The sequence below is a fragment of the Frigoribacterium sp. Leaf172 genome, assembly GCF_001424285.1.
In the GTDB taxonomy this organism is placed as follows: Bacteria; Actinomycetota; Actinomycetes; order Actinomycetales; family Microbacteriaceae; genus Frigoribacterium.
Map to the genome: position 1 here is coordinate 142,798 of NZ_LMPB01000002.1, position 17,680 is coordinate 160,477.

19 protein-coding genes are annotated in these 17,680 nt (G+C 73.2%); 11 read left to right on the forward strand and 8 right to left on the reverse strand.

Annotated elements, in window-relative coordinates:
- Nucleotide 1 precedes the first annotated feature (1 nt).
- Together ASF89_RS06945 and ASF89_RS06950 are read right to left on the reverse strand one after the other, a co-directional pair.
- Complete coding sequence (locus ASF89_RS06945) at nt 2-964, reverse strand: acetylxylan esterase (protein ID WP_055813405.1); 963 nt, start codon at nt 962-964, stop codon at nt 2-4.
- 107 nt (nt 965-1,071) lie between these two features.
- Nucleotides 1,072-2,136 (reverse strand): LLM class flavin-dependent oxidoreductase, encoded by a 1,065-nt coding sequence (locus tag ASF89_RS06950; protein WP_235484024.1) that lies wholly within the window; start codon nt 2,134-2,136, stop codon nt 1,072-1,074.
- 70 nt (nt 2,137-2,206) lie between these two features.
- Between ASF89_RS06950 and ASF89_RS06955 the strand changes: the two genes are divergently transcribed.
- Nucleotides 2,207-2,608: a hypothetical protein gene (locus tag ASF89_RS06955; protein ID WP_055797849.1), complete on the forward strand. Its 402-nt coding sequence runs from the start codon at nt 2,207-2,209 to the stop codon at nt 2,606-2,608.
- A 54-nt stretch (nt 2,609-2,662) separates the two neighbouring features.
- On the opposite strand, the gene ASF89_RS06960 is transcribed toward ASF89_RS06955, so the two are convergent.
- Entirely contained in the window at nt 2,663-3,991 is a 1,329-nt protein-coding gene (locus tag ASF89_RS06960; protein ID WP_055813410.1) for an MFS transporter, read from the reverse strand.
- 95 nt (nt 3,992-4,086) lie between these two features.
- Here ASF89_RS06960 and ASF89_RS06965 point away from each other — a divergent pair, with 95 nt between their 5' ends.
- The 7 genes from ASF89_RS06965 (at nt 4,087) to ASF89_RS06995 (ending at nt 11,895) form a co-directional block, all read left to right on the forward strand.
- Complete coding sequence (locus tag ASF89_RS06965; RefSeq protein ID WP_055813413.1) at nt 4,087-4,944, forward strand: LysR substrate-binding domain-containing protein; 858 nt, start codon at nt 4,087-4,089, stop codon at nt 4,942-4,944.
- A 96-nt stretch (nt 4,945-5,040) separates the two neighbouring features.
- Nucleotides 5,041-5,484 carry a hypothetical protein gene (locus ASF89_RS06970; protein WP_055814741.1) on the forward strand — a complete coding sequence of 148 codons (444 nt, stop codon included), beginning with the start codon at nt 5,041-5,043 and terminating at the stop codon, nt 5,482-5,484.
- 100 nt (nt 5,485-5,584) lie between these two features.
- Nucleotides 5,585-6,457, forward strand: coding sequence for a LamB/YcsF family protein (locus ASF89_RS06975; RefSeq protein ID WP_082475168.1), 873 nt, complete (start codon nt 5,585-5,587; stop codon nt 6,455-6,457).
- Nucleotides 6,454-8,229 carry an urea amidolyase family protein gene (locus ASF89_RS06980; protein WP_235484026.1) on the forward strand — a complete coding sequence of 592 codons (1,776 nt, stop codon included), beginning with the start codon at nt 6,454-6,456 and terminating at the stop codon, nt 8,227-8,229. Before ASF89_RS06975 ends, ASF89_RS06980 begins: the two co-directional genes overlap by 4 nt.
- The gene (locus ASF89_RS06985; protein ID WP_055813416.1) at nt 8,226-9,773 is read left to right on the forward strand and encodes a biotin carboxylase N-terminal domain-containing protein; all 1,548 of its coding nucleotides are present in this window, start codon (nt 8,226-8,228) and stop codon (nt 9,771-9,773) included. The genes ASF89_RS06980 and ASF89_RS06985 overlap by 4 nt, the downstream gene beginning before the upstream one ends.
- A 54-nt stretch (nt 9,774-9,827) precedes the next feature.
- Nucleotides 9,828-11,300, forward strand: coding sequence for an NCS2 family permease (locus ASF89_RS06990; protein ID WP_055813419.1), 1,473 nt, complete (start codon nt 9,828-9,830; stop codon nt 11,298-11,300).
- A gap of 112 nt (nt 11,301-11,412) precedes the next feature.
- Nucleotides 11,413-11,895, forward strand: coding sequence for a VOC family protein (locus ASF89_RS06995; RefSeq protein ID WP_055797836.1), 483 nt, complete (start codon nt 11,413-11,415; stop codon nt 11,893-11,895).
- 75 nt (nt 11,896-11,970) lie between these two features.
- On the opposite strand, the gene ASF89_RS07000 is transcribed toward ASF89_RS06995, so the two are convergent.
- Both ASF89_RS07000 and ASF89_RS07005 read right to left on the reverse strand, forming a co-directional pair.
- Nucleotides 11,971-12,831 carry an aldo/keto reductase gene (locus tag ASF89_RS07000; protein ID WP_055813421.1) on the reverse strand — a complete coding sequence of 287 codons (861 nt, stop codon included), beginning with the start codon at nt 12,829-12,831 and terminating at the stop codon, nt 11,971-11,973.
- Complete coding sequence (locus ASF89_RS07005; protein WP_055798561.1) at nt 12,828-13,601, reverse strand: EI24 domain-containing protein; 774 nt, start codon at nt 13,599-13,601, stop codon at nt 12,828-12,830. Before ASF89_RS07005 ends, ASF89_RS07000 begins: the two co-directional genes overlap by 4 nt.
- A gap of 170 nt (nt 13,602-13,771) precedes the next feature.
- On the opposite strand from ASF89_RS07005, the gene ASF89_RS07010 reads away from it, so the two are divergent.
- Together ASF89_RS07010 and ASF89_RS07015 are read left to right on the forward strand one after the other, a co-directional pair.
- Nucleotides 13,772-14,191, forward strand: coding sequence for a hypothetical protein (locus ASF89_RS07010; RefSeq protein WP_055797829.1), 420 nt, complete (start codon nt 13,772-13,774; stop codon nt 14,189-14,191).
- A gap of 3 nt (nt 14,192-14,194) precedes the next feature.
- Nucleotides 14,195-14,689 carry a hypothetical protein gene (locus tag ASF89_RS07015; protein WP_055813425.1) on the forward strand — a complete coding sequence of 165 codons (495 nt, stop codon included), beginning with the start codon at nt 14,195-14,197 and terminating at the stop codon, nt 14,687-14,689.
- On the opposite strand, the gene ASF89_RS07020 is transcribed toward ASF89_RS07015, so the two are convergent.
- The 3 genes from ASF89_RS07020 to ASF89_RS07030 form a co-directional block, all read right to left on the reverse strand.
- Nucleotides 14,652-15,203: a YbhB/YbcL family Raf kinase inhibitor-like protein gene (locus ASF89_RS07020; protein ID WP_055813428.1), complete on the reverse strand. Its 552-nt coding sequence runs from the start codon at nt 15,201-15,203 to the stop codon at nt 14,652-14,654. The two genes, ASF89_RS07015 and ASF89_RS07020, sit on opposite strands and share 38 nt — an antisense overlap.
- A gap of 96 nt (nt 15,204-15,299) precedes the next feature.
- Nucleotides 15,300-16,163, reverse strand: a complete 864-nt coding sequence (locus tag ASF89_RS07025) for an aldo/keto reductase (protein WP_055797819.1) — start codon at nt 16,161-16,163, stop codon at nt 15,300-15,302.
- A 13-nt stretch (nt 16,164-16,176) separates the two neighbouring features.
- Nucleotides 16,177-17,148: an aldo/keto reductase gene (locus ASF89_RS07030; RefSeq protein WP_055813430.1), complete on the reverse strand. Its 972-nt coding sequence runs from the start codon at nt 17,146-17,148 to the stop codon at nt 16,177-16,179.
- Between the two features lie 99 nt (nt 17,149-17,247).
- On the opposite strand from ASF89_RS07030, the gene ASF89_RS15360 reads away from it, so the two are divergent.
- The gene (locus ASF89_RS15360; protein WP_082489862.1) at nt 17,248-17,658 is read left to right on the forward strand and encodes a PGPGW domain-containing protein; all 411 of its coding nucleotides are present in this window, start codon (nt 17,248-17,250) and stop codon (nt 17,656-17,658) included.
- Nucleotides 17,659-17,680: the final 22 nt, after the last annotated feature.

The following is a 17,680-nucleotide window of genomic DNA, read 5'->3' on the forward strand; positions in this document are numbered from 1 at the left end:
CTCAGGCGAACGCGCGGCGGAACGCGGCGAGCGCCAGCAGATCGTCCTCGACGCCGCCGCCCTCGTGCCCGTTGTACGGCCAGATGGTGATGTCCTTCGGTCCGGCGTAGGCGTGGAAGGCGCCGAACACCGTCGACGGCGGGCACACAGGGTCCATCAGCGCCGTGGTGAAGACGGCGGGCGCGGTGCCGCGGCGGGCGAAGTTGACCCCGTCGAAGTACGTGAGGACCTCGTGCACCGAGGAGGCGCGGTGCCGGTGGACGGCCAGGTACCGTCCGATCTCCTTGTACGGGTCGGCGTCGGTGATCACGCTCGCCCGGCGGAAGTCGCAGAGGAACGGCACGTACGCCGCCACGGCGGCGAGGTCGGGCACGAGGGCCGATACGGCGAGGGCGATGCCGCCGCCCTGGCTGCCGCCGACGACCGCGACGCGGGAGGCGTCGACGGCCTCGAGCGAGCGGGCGGCCTCGACGGCGCGCACGGCGTCGGTGAACACGCGCCGGTAGTAGTAGGTCTCGCGGCTGTCGATGCCGCGGGTCATGACGCCGGGGTGGGCGGGGCCCGAGCCGTCGGGGTCGGGGGTGTCGCCGCGGCTCCAGCCGGAGCCCTGGCCCCGCGTGTCCATCTGCAGGTGCGCGTAGCCCGCGGCCGACCAGAAGAGGTTCTCGACGGCGGCTCCGCGTCCGCCGCCGTAGCCCACGAACTGCACGACGGCCGGCAGCGGCCCGGTCGCCCCGGTGGGCACGCGCAGCCAGGCGCGGACGGGCTGACCGGCCCAGCCGGCGAAGGTCACGTCGTAGACGTCGACGGTGGCGAGGCCGGTCTCGACGGCCTCGATCCGCACGTCGAGCGGGTGGGTCCGCGTCTCGTCGAGGGTGGCGGCCCAGAACGCGTCGAAGTCGTCGGGCTCGGTCTGGGTGCTGCGGTGCTCCCAGAGGGCTGACTCGGGCATGTCGGTGAACATGACTCACTGTCTACCCGTCCGCCGCGGCCCCGGGGTGTCATGACATGCCGTGCGCCTCGACGGGGTGCCGCAGGTCGTGACCCGTCGACCCGCCGAGGAGGCGCGGGTCAGGCGGTGCGCGCCAGGTCCGCCTCCCAGCCGAACGCGGGGGCGACGTGCTCCGCCACCGTCTGCAGCAGACGGGCGTTGTACTCGACGCCGAGCTGGTTCGGCACGGTCAGCAGCACCGTGTCGGCCGCCTGCACGGCGGCGTCCGCGGCCAGTTGCGCGGCGATGACGTCGGGCTCGCCGATGTAGCTCTTGCCGAAGCGCGACTGCACGCCGTCGAGCAGGCCCACCTGGTCGCCGCCGTCGACCTGGGCGCGCACGCCGAAGTAGCGGCGGTCCTCGTCCGTGGTGATGGGGATGACGCTGCGGCTGATCGAGACCCGCGGCTCGCGGTCGTGCCCGGCGTCGGCCCACGCCCGGCGGTAGACGGCGATCTGCTCGGCCTGCAGCTCGTCGAAGGGCACCCCGGTGTCCTCGGTGAGCAGGGTGCTGCTCATGAGGTTCATGCCCTGCTCGCCGGTCCAGGCGGCGGTGGCGCGGGTGCCGGAGCCCCACCAGATGCGGTCGCCGAGACCGGGGGACTGCGGCTCGATCGGGAGCCCGTGCGACCAGCCGGTCATCTTCGGGTCGGAGCGGGCGACGTCGGCTCCGGCGATGGCGGCGCGGAACTCCTCGGTGTGACGGCGCGCCAGGTCGGCGTCGCTCTCGCCGTCGGCCGGCAGGTGCCCGAAGGCCTCCCAGCCTCGGAGTGCGGGCTCGGGCGACCCCCGGCTGACTCCGAGCTGCAGCCGCCCGGCGCTGATCAGGTCGGCGGCCGCAGCCTGCTCGGCCATCGAGAGGGGGTTCTCGTAGCGCATGTCGATGACACCGGTGCCGAGCTCGATCCTGCTCGTGCGGGCCGCCATCGCCGCGAGCAGCGGGAACGGGCTCGCCAGCTGACGCACGTAGTGGTGCACGCGCACCGCCGCCACGTCGATGCCGATCTCCTCGGCGGCCTCGGCCAGCTCGATGGACTGGACCAGCGCCTCCCGGGCGGTCGGGGTCGCCGAGCCGGGGACGTCCTGGTAATGACCGAACGACAGGAACCCGATGCGCTTGTTCATGCCCGGGCGAACCACGGGCATGCCCCACCCATTCCGCGGCCGGTCGGGCGAGCCCGTTCCGCCGGGCTCCGCACCTCGGTACCGTGAGGGTGTGGAGAATCGGTTTCGCATCGACGACGACGACCTCGGGGTCGACCTGCAGGCCTCGAGCGTGACGCTCGACGACGACGGGGTCATCGACGCCGTCATCGTGGCCGAGCGGGTGCCCGCCGTCGCCGACTGGACGGAGTCGCCCCCGCGGCTCCGCTTCCGTGACGTGCCCCTGAAGTTCGACGGCGCCTCCTTCGGGGCGACCGTCGACGACGACCTGCTCGATGAGCACGACATCGCGTTCTGGCTCGAGGGCAGCGACGACGTCCATGGCGTGCTCAGCCTGCGGGCCGGCGACCTGCTGCGCTTCGTGGGCACGACCCACGTGTCGGGCGAGCCGACCTCCTGGCGACTCGACGTCGCGCTGGCGTTCGGCGGGACCCGGCGCTCGCCGGCCGTCTGACCGGACCCGTGGTCGTCCGCCGCCGCGGGCACCCGTCGGGCCCGACGCGTCGAGCTAGCGGTGAGCGATCTCGACCACCGGCACGAACCTGCGGACGCGCATCTGCAGGGTCAGCTGCCCGCGGCGGGCGAGCACCAGCGCCGTGATCGCCGCGACGAGCGCCGGCACCCCGCCCGAGAGCACCATCGCCGCATGCGTGCCGGACGACTCGACGACGAGGCCCATCAGCGGCCCGCCGATCGCCTGGCCGCCGAGCAGCACGAGCACGTAGAGCGACATGACCCGCCCGCGGATGGCGATGTTGCTCGACAGCTGCACGAGCTGGTTCGCCGCCGTGAGGAACAGCAGCGACGCGAAGCCGACGGCGACGAGGGTGACGGCGAAGAGCCCGACCGACGGCATCGAGCCGGCGACCGCCTGCAGCACGCCCGTCGCCAGCAGACCGAGCACGATCGTCCGCAGCCGGATGGTCGCCCGACGCGTCGACAGCAGGGCGCCGGTGAGGGCGCCCACCGCGATCATCGAGTTGAAGAGCCCGTAGCCGCCCGCCCCCACGTCGTAGACGTCGTCGGCGAACGAGGCCAGCAGCACCGGCATGGTGAGGCCGAACACGGCGTACGAGGCGACGAGCACCACCGGCACGAGGATGGTCGGCTTGGCCCGGGCGTAGGCGAGGCCCGCCCGCAGCTGACCGCGACTGCGCGGGCCCGGCGCCGTGCGGGTCATCTGCGCCGTCCTCAGCAGACCGAGCATGACGACCACCAGCAGGCAGGCGACCCCGTTGACGACGAACGCCCAGCCGGCCCCCACCGCCAGCAGCAGCACCCCGCTCACGGCCGGTCCGATCATGCCGCCGAGCTGGAACACGCTCGAGTTCACGCTGATGGCGTTCCGCAGGTACCGGTGCCCCACGAGCTCCGACACGATCACCTGCCGGGCGGGGTTGTCGATGACCGTCACGAGACCGGTCGCGAAGGCGATGGCGAAGACGTGCCAGGGCAGCACCACGCCCGAGAGCGTCAGGGCCGCGAGGCCGAGACTCAGGACGGCGAAGACGCTCTGGGTCGCGATCATCAGGGCCCGCTTCGAGAACCGGTCGACGATCACCCCGCCCAGCAGTCCGAAGAAGAGCATCGGGGCGAACTGCAGCGCCACCGTGACGCCGACGGCCGTCGCGCTGCCGGTCAGCTCGAGCACGAGCCAGTCCTGCGCGATCCGCTGCATCCACCCCGCAGTCATGGCCACGACGTTGCCCGCCGTCCAGAGACGGAAGTTCGGCACGCTGAGCGCGATGAACGTGTGACGCCACGGCGGGCGCTGGGTCATGACGGGGACGGGTTCGGTGGCGGGCGGCGGGGCGATCGTGCGAGGCGGGACTGACATCCCTCACGACGGTACGGCCCCGATGGTCATTCGGACCCGCTATGGTCGCAATCAGTGTCATTGGATACCGCAATGAACGACGACGAGAGGCCCCGATGTTCGACCCCGCCCTGCTGGCCACGTTTCTCGCCGTCGCCGAGACGCGCAGCTTCACGAACGCGGGGCTCCGGCTCGGCATCAGCCAGCCCACCGTCAGCCAGCACATCGGCCGGCTCGAGAAGGCGGCGGGTCGCACCCTCGTCACCCGCGACACCCGCGAGGTCAGGCTCACCGACAACGGCGACGCCATGGCCGGCTTCGCCCGCACCATCCTCGCCGCGCACAGCGCCGCCGAGAGCTACTTCAGCGGCTCCGCCATGAGCGGGCGTCTCCGCTTCGGCGCCGCCGACGACCTCGCCATCACGCAGCTGCCCCGCATCCTCCGCCACTTCCGTCAGCTCCACCCGCAGATCAACCTCGAGCTCACCGTCAACCAGAGCGCCCCGCTCCGCCGTCGCCTCGCCGCCGGGCATCTCGACCTCATCTTCGTCAAGCAGACCGCGGGCGAGAGCGCCGAGGGCACCCGCGTCGCCGGCGACTCCATGGTCTGGATGGCGCAGGAGAAGCTGCAGATCGAGACCGGCCACCCCGTTCCCCTCATCGCGTACCAGGCGCCGAGCCTCAGCCGCCAGCTCGCCATCGACGCCCTCGAGTCCGCCGGCCGCACCTGGCGCATCACCTGCAACACCCGCGACGTGAACGGCATGCTGGCCGCCGTCCGCGCCGGCATGGGCGTCGCCGCGTTCCCCTTCTCGCTCATCCCCTCCGACCTCGTCAAGGTCAGCCGCCGCTTCTCGCTGCCCGACCTCGGCGACGTCGACTACGTCCTCGTCGCGAACCCCGCCGCGCCCCGCGAGACCGTCGACGCCCTGACCACGGCGATCATGAGCCGCGGCGTCAGTCGCGCCGTCTGACCGCCCCCTCTCGCGAGCGGACCGCAGGGCCCCCGCCTCGGGCCACGCCGACTCCGCTGACCGGCCGAGGAGGCGCGGGCGAGCACCATGGGGACCATGACCCGCCGCCCCTCCCGCACCCCGGACCCCCTCCGCCCCACGCCCGGGTCGACCCACCCCGACGCCGCCCGAGCCCGCACCACGGCCCGGGCGCTCGCCGGGGCCCTCGGCGTCAGCGGGGTCCTGCACCTCGTGCGCCCGGCGGTGTTCGACTCGATCGTGCCGCGGTCGCTCCCCGGCTCCGCCCGCTCCTACACGATCGTCTCCGGGCTCGCCGAGATCGTCGTCGCGGCCCTCCTCGCGTCCCGCCCCACCCGTCGTCTGGGCGGCGGCCTCGCGGCGGCGCTGTTCGTGGCGGTGTTCCCGGCCAACGTGTCGATGGCGACGCGGTCCGTCCGCAGCGAGCGCGCCTCCTCGGCCCGGACGGCGATCGCGATCGCGCGTCTGCCCCTGCAGTGGCCGCTGGTGACCCGGGCCCTGCTCGTGCGCCGCGCCTCCTGACCGGCTCGCACCCAGCGGTCGTCGCGCCCGCCCCGCTACGGTGGGGAACGACCCCTCTGCGCACCCGACGCATCGCCCCGAGCAGCCCGGAAGGCCCCGCATGACGAGCATCGATCTGAACGCCGACCTCGGCGAGGGGTTCGGTCGCTGGACCCTGGGCGACGACGACGCCCTGCTCGCCGCGGTGACGAGTGCGAACGTCGCGTGCGGGTTCCACGCAGGCGACCCCCTCACGATGACCGCGACGGTCGACGCGGCGCACCGCCGGGGCGTCGCGATCGGGGCCCACGTCTCGTATCGCGATCTCGCGGGGTTCGGGCGCCGCTTCGTCGACGCCTCCGAGGCCGAGCTGATCGGCGACGTCGTCTACCAGATCGGCGCCCTGACCGGGGTCGCGGCGTCGGTCGGGGCGGCGGTCCGCTACGTCAAGCCGCACGGCGCCCTGTACACGGTCACGGCGGTCGACGACGAGCGGGGCCGTCGGCACGCGCACGCGGTCATCGAGGCCGTCACGCGGGTCGACCCGGCGCTCGTGCTCGTCGGTCCGGCCGGTTCGGCGGTGCTCCGTCGGGCGTCCGAGGCGGGTCTCGCGACCATCGCCGAGGCCTTCGCCGATCGGGCCTACGCACCCGACGGCCGACTCGTGCCGCGCACGCGGCCGGGTGCCGTGCTGCACGACCCCGCCGAGATCGTCGACCGCGTGCTGCGACTCGTCGAGACGGGGCGCATGCGCGCCGTCGACGGCACCGACCTCGAGCTCCACGCCGAGTCGGTCTGCGTCCACGGCGACACCCCCGGCGCCGCGGCCATCGCCGCAGGCCTGCGGAGCGGCCTCGAGTCGGCCGGCGTCGCCGTCCGCTCGTTCGTGGCGACGCCGCGTCAGGTGGCGGCGACCGAGCAGGGCGAGCCCCCGAGGGCCCCGTCGGCCGCCAGCGGGCTCGTCTCGCCTCCGTCGGGGGGCTCGGCGACGTGACCGACGACCACGGGGTCGATCTCGAGGCGGCGATCGCGCATCTGCGGGTCCTCCCCCTCGGCACCGACGGCATCCTCATCGAGACGGGCGGTCTCGACGAGTCGCTCGCGGTGTTCGGCGCGCTCCTCGCGCAGCCGGTCGCGGGTCTGCTCGACGTCGTTCCCGCGGCCCGCACCGTCGCGGTGCGGTTCCTCCCGAGTCTTCTGCCCGTCCGGTCGCTGCTGGCGGTCATCCGGTCGCTGCCGAAGTCCCGCGACGCCGCCACGAGCGGTCGCCTCGTCGAGATCCCGGTGCACTACGACGGGGCGGATCTCGACGAGGTCGCGCGTCTCACGGGCCTGAGCGTCGACGAGGTCGTCCGCCGACACACCTCGGCCGTGCACACGGTCGCGTTCACGGGCTTCGCGCCCGGCTTCGCGTATCTGTCGGGCGGCGACCCGGCGCTCGACGTGCCCCGTCGCGACGTCCCCCGCACGAGCGTCCCGGCCGGGGCCGTGGCCCTCGCGGCGGGCTTCTCGGGCGTCTACCCGCGCGAGAGCCCGGGCGGCTGGCAGCTCGTCGGTCGCACGACGGTCCCCATGTGGGATCTCTCCGAGCGGGTCCCCGCCCTGCTCCAGCCCGGGATGCGCGTGCGCTTCGTCGCCGTCGCCGAGCACGCGGGCGCCGTCACGCCCGAGTCCGTCAGCACGCCGCACGGCGACGACCGGACCGAGGAGGCGCGGGTCGGCCAGCCGACGACGGCTCCCGTCCGGCTCCGGGCCGCCACGGTCGAGCACGCCGCGGACCCGGCCGTCTCGCCCACCCGGGCGCTCGTCGTGTCCGAGCCGGGGCCGTTCAGCATCATCGAAGACCTGGGTCGTCCCGGCCGCTCGGGTCTCGGCGTCTCGCGGTCGGGCGCCATGGACCACCGCGCCCTCCGCGAGGCGAACCGGCTGGTCGGCTCGTCGACGGGGTCGGCGGCGCTCGAGCTCGCCTACGGCGGTCTGGTGGCGGCGGCGCGCGGCGACCTCGTGGTCGCGATCGCGGGCGCCCCCGTGCCGATCACGGTCGATCACGGCGGCGAACGGCGCGACCTCGTCGTCGGGACCCCCTTCGCGCTCGACGACGGCGACGTGCTCGAGGTGGGCGCGCCTCCTCGGGGCGTGTACTCGTATCTCGCGGTCCGCGGCGGCTGGCTGGTCGATCCCGTCCTCGACAGCGCGTCGGGCGACGTCCTGGCGGGGCTCGGCCCCGAGCGTCTGCGGGCGGGCGACGAGCTCGTCGTGGCGCGGGGCTGGTCGGAGTCCGTCGCCGCCGCCGGCCCGCACGTGCAGCGGACCGTCTCCGCGCCCGACGAGGTGACGTTCCTCGACGTCGTCCTCGGGCCCCGCGACGACTGGTTCACCGAGGACGCCCTCGCCCGGCTGACCGAGCAGGAGTGGACCGTGACGCCGCGCTCGAATCGCATCGGTCTGCGTCTCGAGGGCGCCGTCCCGCTCGAGCGCGCCGTCGCGCGCGAGCTCGACAGCGAGGCCACGGTCTCCGGTGCCGTGCAGGTCCCGCCCGACGGGCAGCCCGTCCTGTTCATGGCCGATCACCCGGTGACGGGCGGCTACCCGGTCGTCGCCTGCGTCGTCGGCGATCAGCTCGACCGGGCCGCGCAGGTGCCCGTCGGGGCGCGCGTGCGGTTCCGCGCCGTGCCGGGGCCGGACCTCCGTGCGCGAACGGCCTCCGGGCGTCCGGTGGCGACGCCGACCCCCGCCGCCGTCCCCGAGAGGGGTGACGAGGCATGAGGAAGGTCCTCGTCGCCGAGCGCGGTCTCATCGCCGTCCGCATCATCGGCGCCTGCGCCGAGCTCGACCTCGGATCCGTCGCCGTCCACGCCGCGGACGACGCCGACGCCCTGCACGTCGGATCCGCCGACGAGGCGTGGGCCCTTCCGTCCAGCGGCGAGGTCGACGCGTACCTCGACATGGGCGCCCTCCTCGACATCGCGCGCCGCAGCGGGGCGGACGCCGTGCATCCGGGGTGCGGGCCGCTCTCCGAGAACGCCGAGTTCGCCCGTCGCGTCGTCGCCGCGGGGCTGACCTGGATCGGACCGACCCCCGAGTCGATGGAGACGCTCGGCGACAAGATCGCCACCCGCGCCTTGGCGGACTCGGTCGGGGCGGCGCTGGTCGTCGGCACGGCGGGCCCGATCGACCGGGCGTCCGACGCCGTCGTCTTCGCGCAGCGCCACGGCATGCCCATCGCGCTGAAGGCCACCCACGGCGGGGGAGGGGTGGGCCTGCGCGTGGCCCGCCGCCTCGACGAGGTCGCCGACTTCCTCGACTCGGCCGTCCGCGAGGCCGCGGCCGTCTTCGGGCGCGGCGAGTGCTTCGTCGAGCAGTACCTCGACCGGCCCCGCCATGTCGAGGCCCAGGTGCTCGGCGACGGACGGGGCGGCGTCGTCGTCGTCGACGTCCGCGACTGCTCCGTCCAGCGACGGCACCAGAAGCTCGTCGCCGAGTCGCCGGCGCCGTTCCTCACCGACGAGCAGCGGGACGAGGTGGTGGCGACCGCGCGCTCCCTCGCCGTCGCCGTGGCCTACCGCGGCGCCGGGACGGTCGAGTTCCTCGTGTCGCAGGCGGGCGCGGTGTCGTTCCTCGAGTTCGGCACGGCTCTCGCCGTCGAGCACGCGGCGACCGAGCAGTCGACCGGGGTCGATCTCGTCCGGCAGCAGCTCCTCGTCGCCGACGGTCGTCCCCTCGAGGTCGACGACCTGCCCGAGGCGATCTCCCACGCCCTGACCTTCCGGGTCATCGCGGAGGATCCGGGTCGCGGGTTCCTCCCGACCCCGACCGCCGTGACGGCCCTGTCGCTGCCGGGCGGGCCCGGCGTCCGCATCGATCCCGGCGTCGGCGTCGAGGGCACGGCGCCGATCGGGCGCGACCCGCTCCTCCTGACCCTCACGGTGAGCGGTCGCGATCGCGACGAGGCCCTGCGGAGGGCGCGTCGGGCGCTCTCGGCTCTCACGGTCGAGGGGCCGGCGACGACGGCGCCCTTCCACCGTCTTCTGGTCGACGAACCGGCCTTCACCGCCGACGGGGGGCGGTTCGCCGTCCACACGCGGTGGGTCGAGACCGAGCTCGACGGGCTGGAGGCCCTGGCGGTCTCGACACCGGGGCCGGGGCGGTCGGCCGATCTGCTGCGGACCTGGATCGAGGTCGACGGCGAGCGGCTCGAGGTGACCCTCGCGGCGGCGCTGTCGGCGACCGACGTGGTCGCCGCCGTCGTCGCCGCGGCGGACACGGCCGCCGCGACGACCGCGCCCGTCGACCACTCCGCGCGGCCGTAAGCTGGGCGTCTGCCCGCGGCCGCCGGGCTACGCCCCTCACCTCGGAGTCGCCTCATGACCACGTCCGCGCCCACCGGCCCCGCCACGTCCCCGACCCGGCCCGACGGTCGACTCGACCGCTACTTCGAGATCACGGCCCGGGGCTCGTCGTGGGCCCGGGAGTTCCGCGGCGGCATCGTGACCTTCGTCACGATGGCGTACATCGTGATCCTCAACCCGCTCATCCTCGGTGGTTTCAGCGCCGACCAGGCCGCCCAGGACGTCACGGGCGGCTGGCTGCAGAACGATCAGGTCGCGGCGGTCACGGCTCTGACCGCCGGTGTGATGACGATCCTCTTCGGAGCCGTCGCGCGCCTCCCGTTCGCGTTCGCCGCTGGCCTCGGCATCAACTCATTCCTCGCCGTCAACGTGGTGAACGACGTCACGTGGCCCGAGGCGATGGGGCTCGTCGTGATCAACGGCCTCGTCATCACGATCCTCGCCGTGACCGGGCTGCGCGGACTGATCTTCAACGCCGTTCCCGCGGCGCTCAAGACGGCCATCACGGTCGGCATCGGTCTGTTCATCGCGTTCATCGGCCTGGTCGACTCGGGCTTCGTCCGCCCGAGCGGCTCGGCGTCGCCCCCGGTCCAGCTCGGCGACGCGGGGTCGATCGCGAGTCTCCCGACCCTGACCTTCGTGATCGGCCTCATCGCCATCGCCGTCCTCATGGCCCGCCGCGTCAAGGGCGCCATCCTGATCGGCATCGTCGGCACGACCGTCATCTCGATCGTGCTCGAATCCATCTTCCGCGTCGGCCCGTCGCTCGGTCAGGACGCCGACAAATGGAACCTCAACGCGCCGGTGCTGCCGACCCAGGTCGTCGCCCTGCCCGACCTGTCGCTGATCGGAGACGTCAGCTTCGGGGCGTTCGCGCGCATCGGGGTGCTGTCGGCCGTGATGCTCGTCTTCACCCTGGTGTTCACGAACTTCTTCGACGCGATGGGCACCATGACGGGGCTCGCGAAGGCCTCCGACGTGGCCGACGAGAAGGGCACGTTCCCGCGTCTGCGGTCGGCGCTCGTGGTCGAGGGGATCGGCGCGGTCGCCGGCGGCGCGACGAGCTCGTCGTCGAACACCGTCTTCGTCGAGTCGGCGTCGGGCATCGGCGAGGGCGCCCGCACGGGCTTCGCCTCGCTCGTCACCGGCGTCCTGTTCATCCTCGCGATGTTCTTCACGCCGCTGACGCAGGTCGTGCCCCTCGAGGTGGCCTCGGCGGCGCTGGTCATCGTCGGCGCCCTGATGGTGTCGCAGATCAAGGACATCGACTGGACCGACTTCTCCGTCGCCCTGCCCGTCTTCCTGACGATCATCGTCATGCCGCTGACCTACTCCATCGCCAACGGCATCGGCGCCGGCTTCATCAGCTGGGTGCTCGTCCGGGCGCTCTCGGGTCGGGCCCGGGGGATCAGCCCGCTGCTGTGGATCGTCGCCGCCGGGTTCCTGGTCTACTTCGTCCGCGGCCCGATCGAGGCGTTCCTGGCCTGAGCCGCGGTCCCTTCCGGCGATCCGGGCGCCCTGTCCCTCCGGTCCGGGCGGGGCTAGCCTGGGGCTCGCGGCGACGACGACGACGCCGCGCTCGACGACCCGAGGAGGCCCCGTGCCCCGCATCACCCCCGTCCTGTGGTTCGACGGCCAGGCCGAGACGGCGGCCGCGTTCTACACGTCGCTCTTCGCCGACTCGCGCGTGACGAACGTGTCGCGCTATCCCGACGACCTGCCCGATCCGACCCTCGCGGGTCAGGCCCTGGTCGTCGAGTTCGAGCTCGGCGGTCAGCCGTTCCAGGCGCTCAACGGCGGGCCCGGATTCACCCCGAACGAGGCCGTGTCGCTCTCCGTCCCGGTGGGCGGGCAGGACGAGCTCGACCGTCACTGGGACGCCCTGGTCGCCGACGGCGGTCAGGAGGGGCGGTGCGGCTGGGTGCGCGACCGCTGGGGCTTCTGGTGGCAGATCGTGCCCTCGGTCATGCAGTCGACCATCGGCGGAGACGATCCGGCGGGCGCGGCGCGCGCCCTGGCCGCGATGATGGGCATGACCCGGCTCGTGGTCGCGGATCTCGAGAAGGCGTACGCGGGCGACTGAGTCGACCCGCTCCTCCTCGACTCCCGCGGACGCCCTGGCCGGGCCCGGCCGGGAGGGATGCCGAGGAGGCGCGGCTCAGCGCATCTCGAGCGGCCCCGGTCCCGTCGGCGCGGGGAACGCACGCTCCAGCTGGACGACGGCGCGGTCGTCCAGGTCGATGGCGAGGGCGGCGGCGTTCTCGAGCGCATGCTCGGTCGTCGCCGCCTTGACCGCCGCCAGCATGTCCGGCGCGAGTCGGAGCACCCAGGCGAGGGCGACCTGCGCGGGCGTCGCGCCCATCTCGGCGGCGACCGTGCGCAGCACGGGATGGTCGAGCAGCTCGCCGCCGTCGACGGGCGAGTACGACATGAGCGGCATGCCCCGGTCGCGCGCCCAGGGCAGCAGCTCGAACTCCGGCCCGCGGCGCGCGAGGTTGTAGAGGATCTGATTCGTCTGCACGTTGACGCCGCCGGCTGGTCCGACGAGCTCGGTCATGTCGTCGAGGTCGAAGTTGCTGACGCCCCAGCCCCCGATCGCGCCCTCGGCGACCAGCTCCTCCATCCCCTCGACGGTGTCGGTCAGCGGGTGCCGGCCGCGCCAGTGCAGCAGGTACAGATCGAGGCGCTCGAGACCCAGGCGTTCGAGGCTGGCGTGGCAGGCCTCGACGGTGCCGCGCCGCGAGGCGTTGTCGGGCAGCACCTTGCCGACGACGAAGACCTCGTCGCGGCGACCCTCGATGGCCTCGCCGACGAGGCGTTCCGAGGCGCCCTGCCCGTACATCTCGGCCGTGTCGATCAGGGTGAGACCGGCGTCGAGGCCCGCCCGCAGCGTGGCGATCTCGGACTCGCGTCGCCGGGGATCGTCGCCGAGCCGCCACGTGCCCTGTCCGAGCGCGGGGACGACGCGGCCGTCGGGCAGCGGGACGGACGGGTTGGTGGGGGAGGCGGGGGTCGTCATGCCGGGCGATGGTAGTCGCGGGCTCCCTCCGAGAGCACGTCTCGGCTGAGCAGCGTGGCCGCGGCGACGGCGGCCGGCATGACCGCAACGGCGCCCAGGGGCACGAAGAACAGGAGGTACGTGGCCGTTCCGAGCCCGAGGGTCCGGGCTCGTCGGGTCGCGAGCAGGCGGCGCCGGTCGCGGAGAGTGCGTCCGCGCGCGTCGAAGGCGTAGGCCGTCAGCTCGACGGCCAGGAACCAGCCGCCGACGAGCGCGCCCACGACGGGGATGAGCGTCTGGCCGAGCAGGGGGACGAATCCGCCGACGAAGAGGAGGATCCCGACACCGGCGGTCGCGACGAGCAGGCGCAGCGAGTCGCCGGCGCTCCGGGCGATCCCGGCCCAGACGCCGCGCTCGATCTCGGCCGGCGCGTCACCCTCGCGCTCCTCGACGCGGCGCCAGATGCGCTCGTAGAACGGATCGCCGACCAGCAGCGTCACCGCGGTGAACGTCACGACGGCCAGCAGCACCGCGAGGGCGACGACCGCGAGACCCGCGGCGAGACGGACCGCCGACCGCGAGAGGTCCGACCAGTCCGCGGCGAACGGGGTGACGGCGACCGCGATGTCGTCGGCGGTGAGGCCGACGGCGATGATCAGGCCGACGAAGACCGCCCCCACGACGAGAGCGGGCACGGCGCCCAGCAGCATCAGCCGCGGCGAGGTCCCCCACAGCCGCAGGCCGCGACCGAGCAGGGCCACCCCCGCGAAGAACTCCCTGACCGCGTCCACACCGAGAGCGTATCGATCCGAGGAGGCGCGGGTGCGGCCGGTCGACCCGTCACGACCGTCCACAGGCGGTCCCGTGTCCTCCCCTCATCGTGGAGGTCGACGTCGGCGCTCTCCCCAGCGACCTGGCCTGAGCCGACGGCCGCCGGAGGGCCCTCGGCATCCTCGTTCCCATGACAGCACTCGAGACCTATCCGCCCGCCCTGGCCCACCGACCGACCGACGACGAGCTGGAGCGCTTCGTCGACGACTTCTGTCTCGACCCCTGCGACGAGCGCGCCCTCCTCTGGATGTTCCTCGACGAGTACGGCGTGCCCCTGGCGCCCCCGATCGCCGTGAGCGGATGTCCGGTCGAGCCGACCCTGGCCGATGCGGAGCTCTACGCCACGCGGATCGTCGAGGTCGCGGGGTGGATCGAGGCGTCGTCCATCCTGCTGGTGTGGCAGAACGACGACGAGTCCCTGTCGGCGTCGTTCGACGATCAGCGCTGGGCCAAGGCGCTCCTGTCGCGTCTGCGTCCGGGCGGCCTGATCGTCCATCCGCCGATGAGACGGACGCCCTCCGACGTCGCCCGACTCGTCCTGGCGGGCTGAGGCGTGCGCTTCACCGGCCCGGGGGTTCCGCTCGATCCCGAACCGCGGTTTCTGCGCCTCCCGGACCTCGCACCGGACGCCGAGGCCGACATCGCCGCGGCCTACGCCGACGCTCTCTGCGACGAGCCCTGCGACCGCGAGGTCGTCCACGTCGTCTTCCTCGACGCGGAGGGCTCGCAGCTCTCTCCGGCAGGCCGGCTGCACAACGCCCCGCGGCTCCCTCGGGAGGCCGAGCTGGACCAGTTCGTCGACATGCTGCGTCACCAGGGTCTGCGGGTGCGGGCCCGGCAGGTCGCGTTGGTCTGGCAGACGGTGGACGACGACGTGCCCGACCGGGTCGCCGTCGGCGTCTGGGCTGACGGCCTGATCGACCGGATGGCGGGAGGGCCACTGGCCCTCCGCGCCGTCTGGTACCGCACCCCCTCGGGCTACGTCGCCCTCGTCGACGGCGCCGTTCGGATCACGACGCCGCGGGCACCTCGAACGTCGCTCGGATGACGGCCCGGGCGATGGTGTGGAAGTGGAGGTTGAAACCCAGGTAGGCGGGGCTCGCCGAGGCGTCGATCCCGAGCGTGTCGACGTCGAGGGCGTGCACCGCGACGAAGTAGGTGTGCGGGCCGTGTCCCTCGGGCGGGGCGGCTCCGACGAACCGGGCCATCCCTCCGTCGTTCTTCAGCTGGAAGGCGCCCTCGGGCAGGCCCGAGCCCTCGTCGTCGCCCGCCCCCGTCGCGAGCGAGGTGGTGCTCGCGGGCAGGTCCACGACCGCCCAGTGCCAGAAACCGGAGCCGGTCGGGGCATACGGGTCGTACACGGTGACGGCGTAGCTCCTGGTCCCCTCGGGGGCGCCGCTCCAGCTCAGCTGCGGGCTGGCGTCGTCGCCGCCGGGGCCCATGAGTCCGCTGACCTGGCCGCGGCCGAGCTCGGCGCCGTCCTCGACGTCGGTGCTGGTCAGCTCGAACGACGGCACCTCGGCGATGATGTCGTAGGGGCGGTCGAAGTGCGATTCGGGCATGGTTCTCCTCTGAGCGTGCGGTGGATCGATCGGGGGTGCCTCGGAGTTCCGAGGCGACCCGGCCGGTCGCCGACGGGTCGTCGACCGGCCGGGAGGTCAGGCGGCGTCGAGACGCTGGATCTCGTCGGCCGAGAGCTTGATGGTGGGCGCGGTGGCGGAGTTCATGATCGTCTGAGGGCGCCGGGCACCGGGGATGGGGATGACGAGCTCCGACTTCGCGAGCTCCCAGGCGAGGGTGAGCACCTGCGGCGTCACCCGGCGGGCGTTCGCGATCTCGGCGAAGACGGCGTGCTTGGATCCGAGCTCCGCCGCGTCGGTGATGCCGCCGAGCGGGCTCCACGGCAGGAACGCGATGCCGAGCTCGTCGCACAGCACCAGCTCCTCCTCGCTCGAGCGGAACGCGGGGGAGTACTGGTTCTGCACCGAGACGAGACGGTCGTCGAGGACGGTGTTCGCCTCGCGGATCTGATCCACGGTGGCGTTCGAGATGCCCGCCATCCGGATGACGCCCTCGTCGAGCAGCTCGGCGAGTGCGCCGATGCTGTCGGCGTAGGGCACGGCGGGGTCAGGGCGGTGGAACTGGTACAGCCCGATCGCGTCGACGCCCAGGCGCTTGGCCGAGGCCCGTGCGGCCTCCTTGAGGTAGGCCGGGTCGCCGTTCTGGGTCCAGGCGCCGGCGGTCGGGCGCAGGTGCCCGCCCTTCGTCGCGACGAGCACCTCCGACGTGTCGGCGTGGAAGCTCGCCAGAGCCCGGGCGATGAGCTCCTCGTTGTGCCCGACCTCGTCGGCACCCGCCTGGTGATAGGCGTCCGCCGTGTCGATCAGGGTGATCCCCTGCTCGAGGGCGGCGTGGATGGTCGATACGGCCTGACGCTCGTCGGGTCGACCCTCGATCGACAGGGGCATCGCCCCGAGGCCGATCGCGCTGACCGTGACGTCTCCGATGGTTCTGGTTCTCATGGGGTTCTCCTTCTCACCACGCGTAGTCCTCGGGCGCCGTGCGGTGCCCGGGGAAGATCTCGTCCAGCCGCGTCAGCGCGGCCTCGTCCAGCCTCACGTCGACCGCCGCGACGGCCGACTCCAGCTGCGTCATGGTCCGCGGACCGGTGATGGGGCCGGTGACGCCCGGCTGGTGCAGCAGCCACGCGAGAGCGATCTCGCCGGGGGCGTGCCCGAGCTCTCGAGCGAGGTCCTCGTAGGCCACGAGCTGGTCGCGGTGCTCGGCCACGTAGTCCGCGCTCCGACCCTCGAGTCGGCGCGAGCCCTCCTCGGTCTTCTCGATCACTCCGCCGAGCAGTCCGCCGTTCAGCGGCGACCACGGGATCATGCCGAGTCCGTAGTGACGGGCGGCCGGCAGTGTCTCCCGCTCGACGTCCCGCACGATGAGGTTGTAGATCGACTGCTCGCTGACGAGACCGGTGAAGTGACGGCTGCGGGCGGCCTCCTGCGCCTGGGCGATGTGCCAGCCGGCGAAGTTGCTGCTGCCGGTGTACAGCACCTTCCCCTGTTGGACCGCGACCTCCATGGCCTGCCAGATCTCGTCCCAGGGCGTCTCCCGATCCACGTGGTGGAACTGGTACAGATCGATGTGGTCGGTCTGCAGACGCGACAGGCTCGCGTCCAGCGCGCGTCGGATGTGCAGCGCGCTGAGCCGGCCCTCGTTGGGCCAATCGCCCATGTCGCCGTACAGCTTGGTCGCCAGCACGGTCTTGTCGCGTCGACCGCCGCCCTGCGCGAACCACCGGCCGATGATCCGCTCCGTGACGCCTTCGCCCTTCTCCCAGCCGTAGACGTCGGCGGTGTCGAAGAAGTTGACGCCGAGCTCGTGGGCCCGGTCCATGATCGCGTGCGAGTCGGGTTCGGTGGTCTGCGGCCCGAAGTTCATCGTGCCGAGGACGGCCCGCGAGACGGACAGCCCCGTCCGGCCGAGATGTGTGTAGTCCATCGGTCCTGACTACGCCTCCCGCGCCTCCTCGGCCCGGCACTCAGACGCTTGGCAGTCACCACGGCGGTGCCTGCCAGGGGCGGCCTCTAGTGTCCTGGCATGACCTCCACCGCGCCGGGCGCATCCGGCGACCCGGCGCCGATCGTCCCGACGACCCCCCTCGCCTCCGACGGCCGTGCCCGAGACGAGCGCGTTCGAGGTGGGCGGTTCCGGGCCTCGTACCGTCGGCAGCGCGCCCGTCTCGACGCGTTCCCGAGGCTGCGCTGGATCTACAAGCTCGGCGTGGCCGTCGTCGGACTCCTCGTCGTCGGTCTGGGCCTCATCCTCGTCCCGCTGCCGGGTCCGGGCTGGCTCATCGTCTTCGTCGGCGTCGCCGTCCTCGGCACGGAGTTCCCCCTGGCGCACCGCATCACGCTGGCCATGCGGCGGCTCGCCCGCCGGCTCCACCTGCGGTGGCGCGCCTGGCGGGTCGCTCGAGCGGCTCGTTCGGCGAAGCCCGCCATGCGCTGACGCCACCCTCCCGACACTCAGC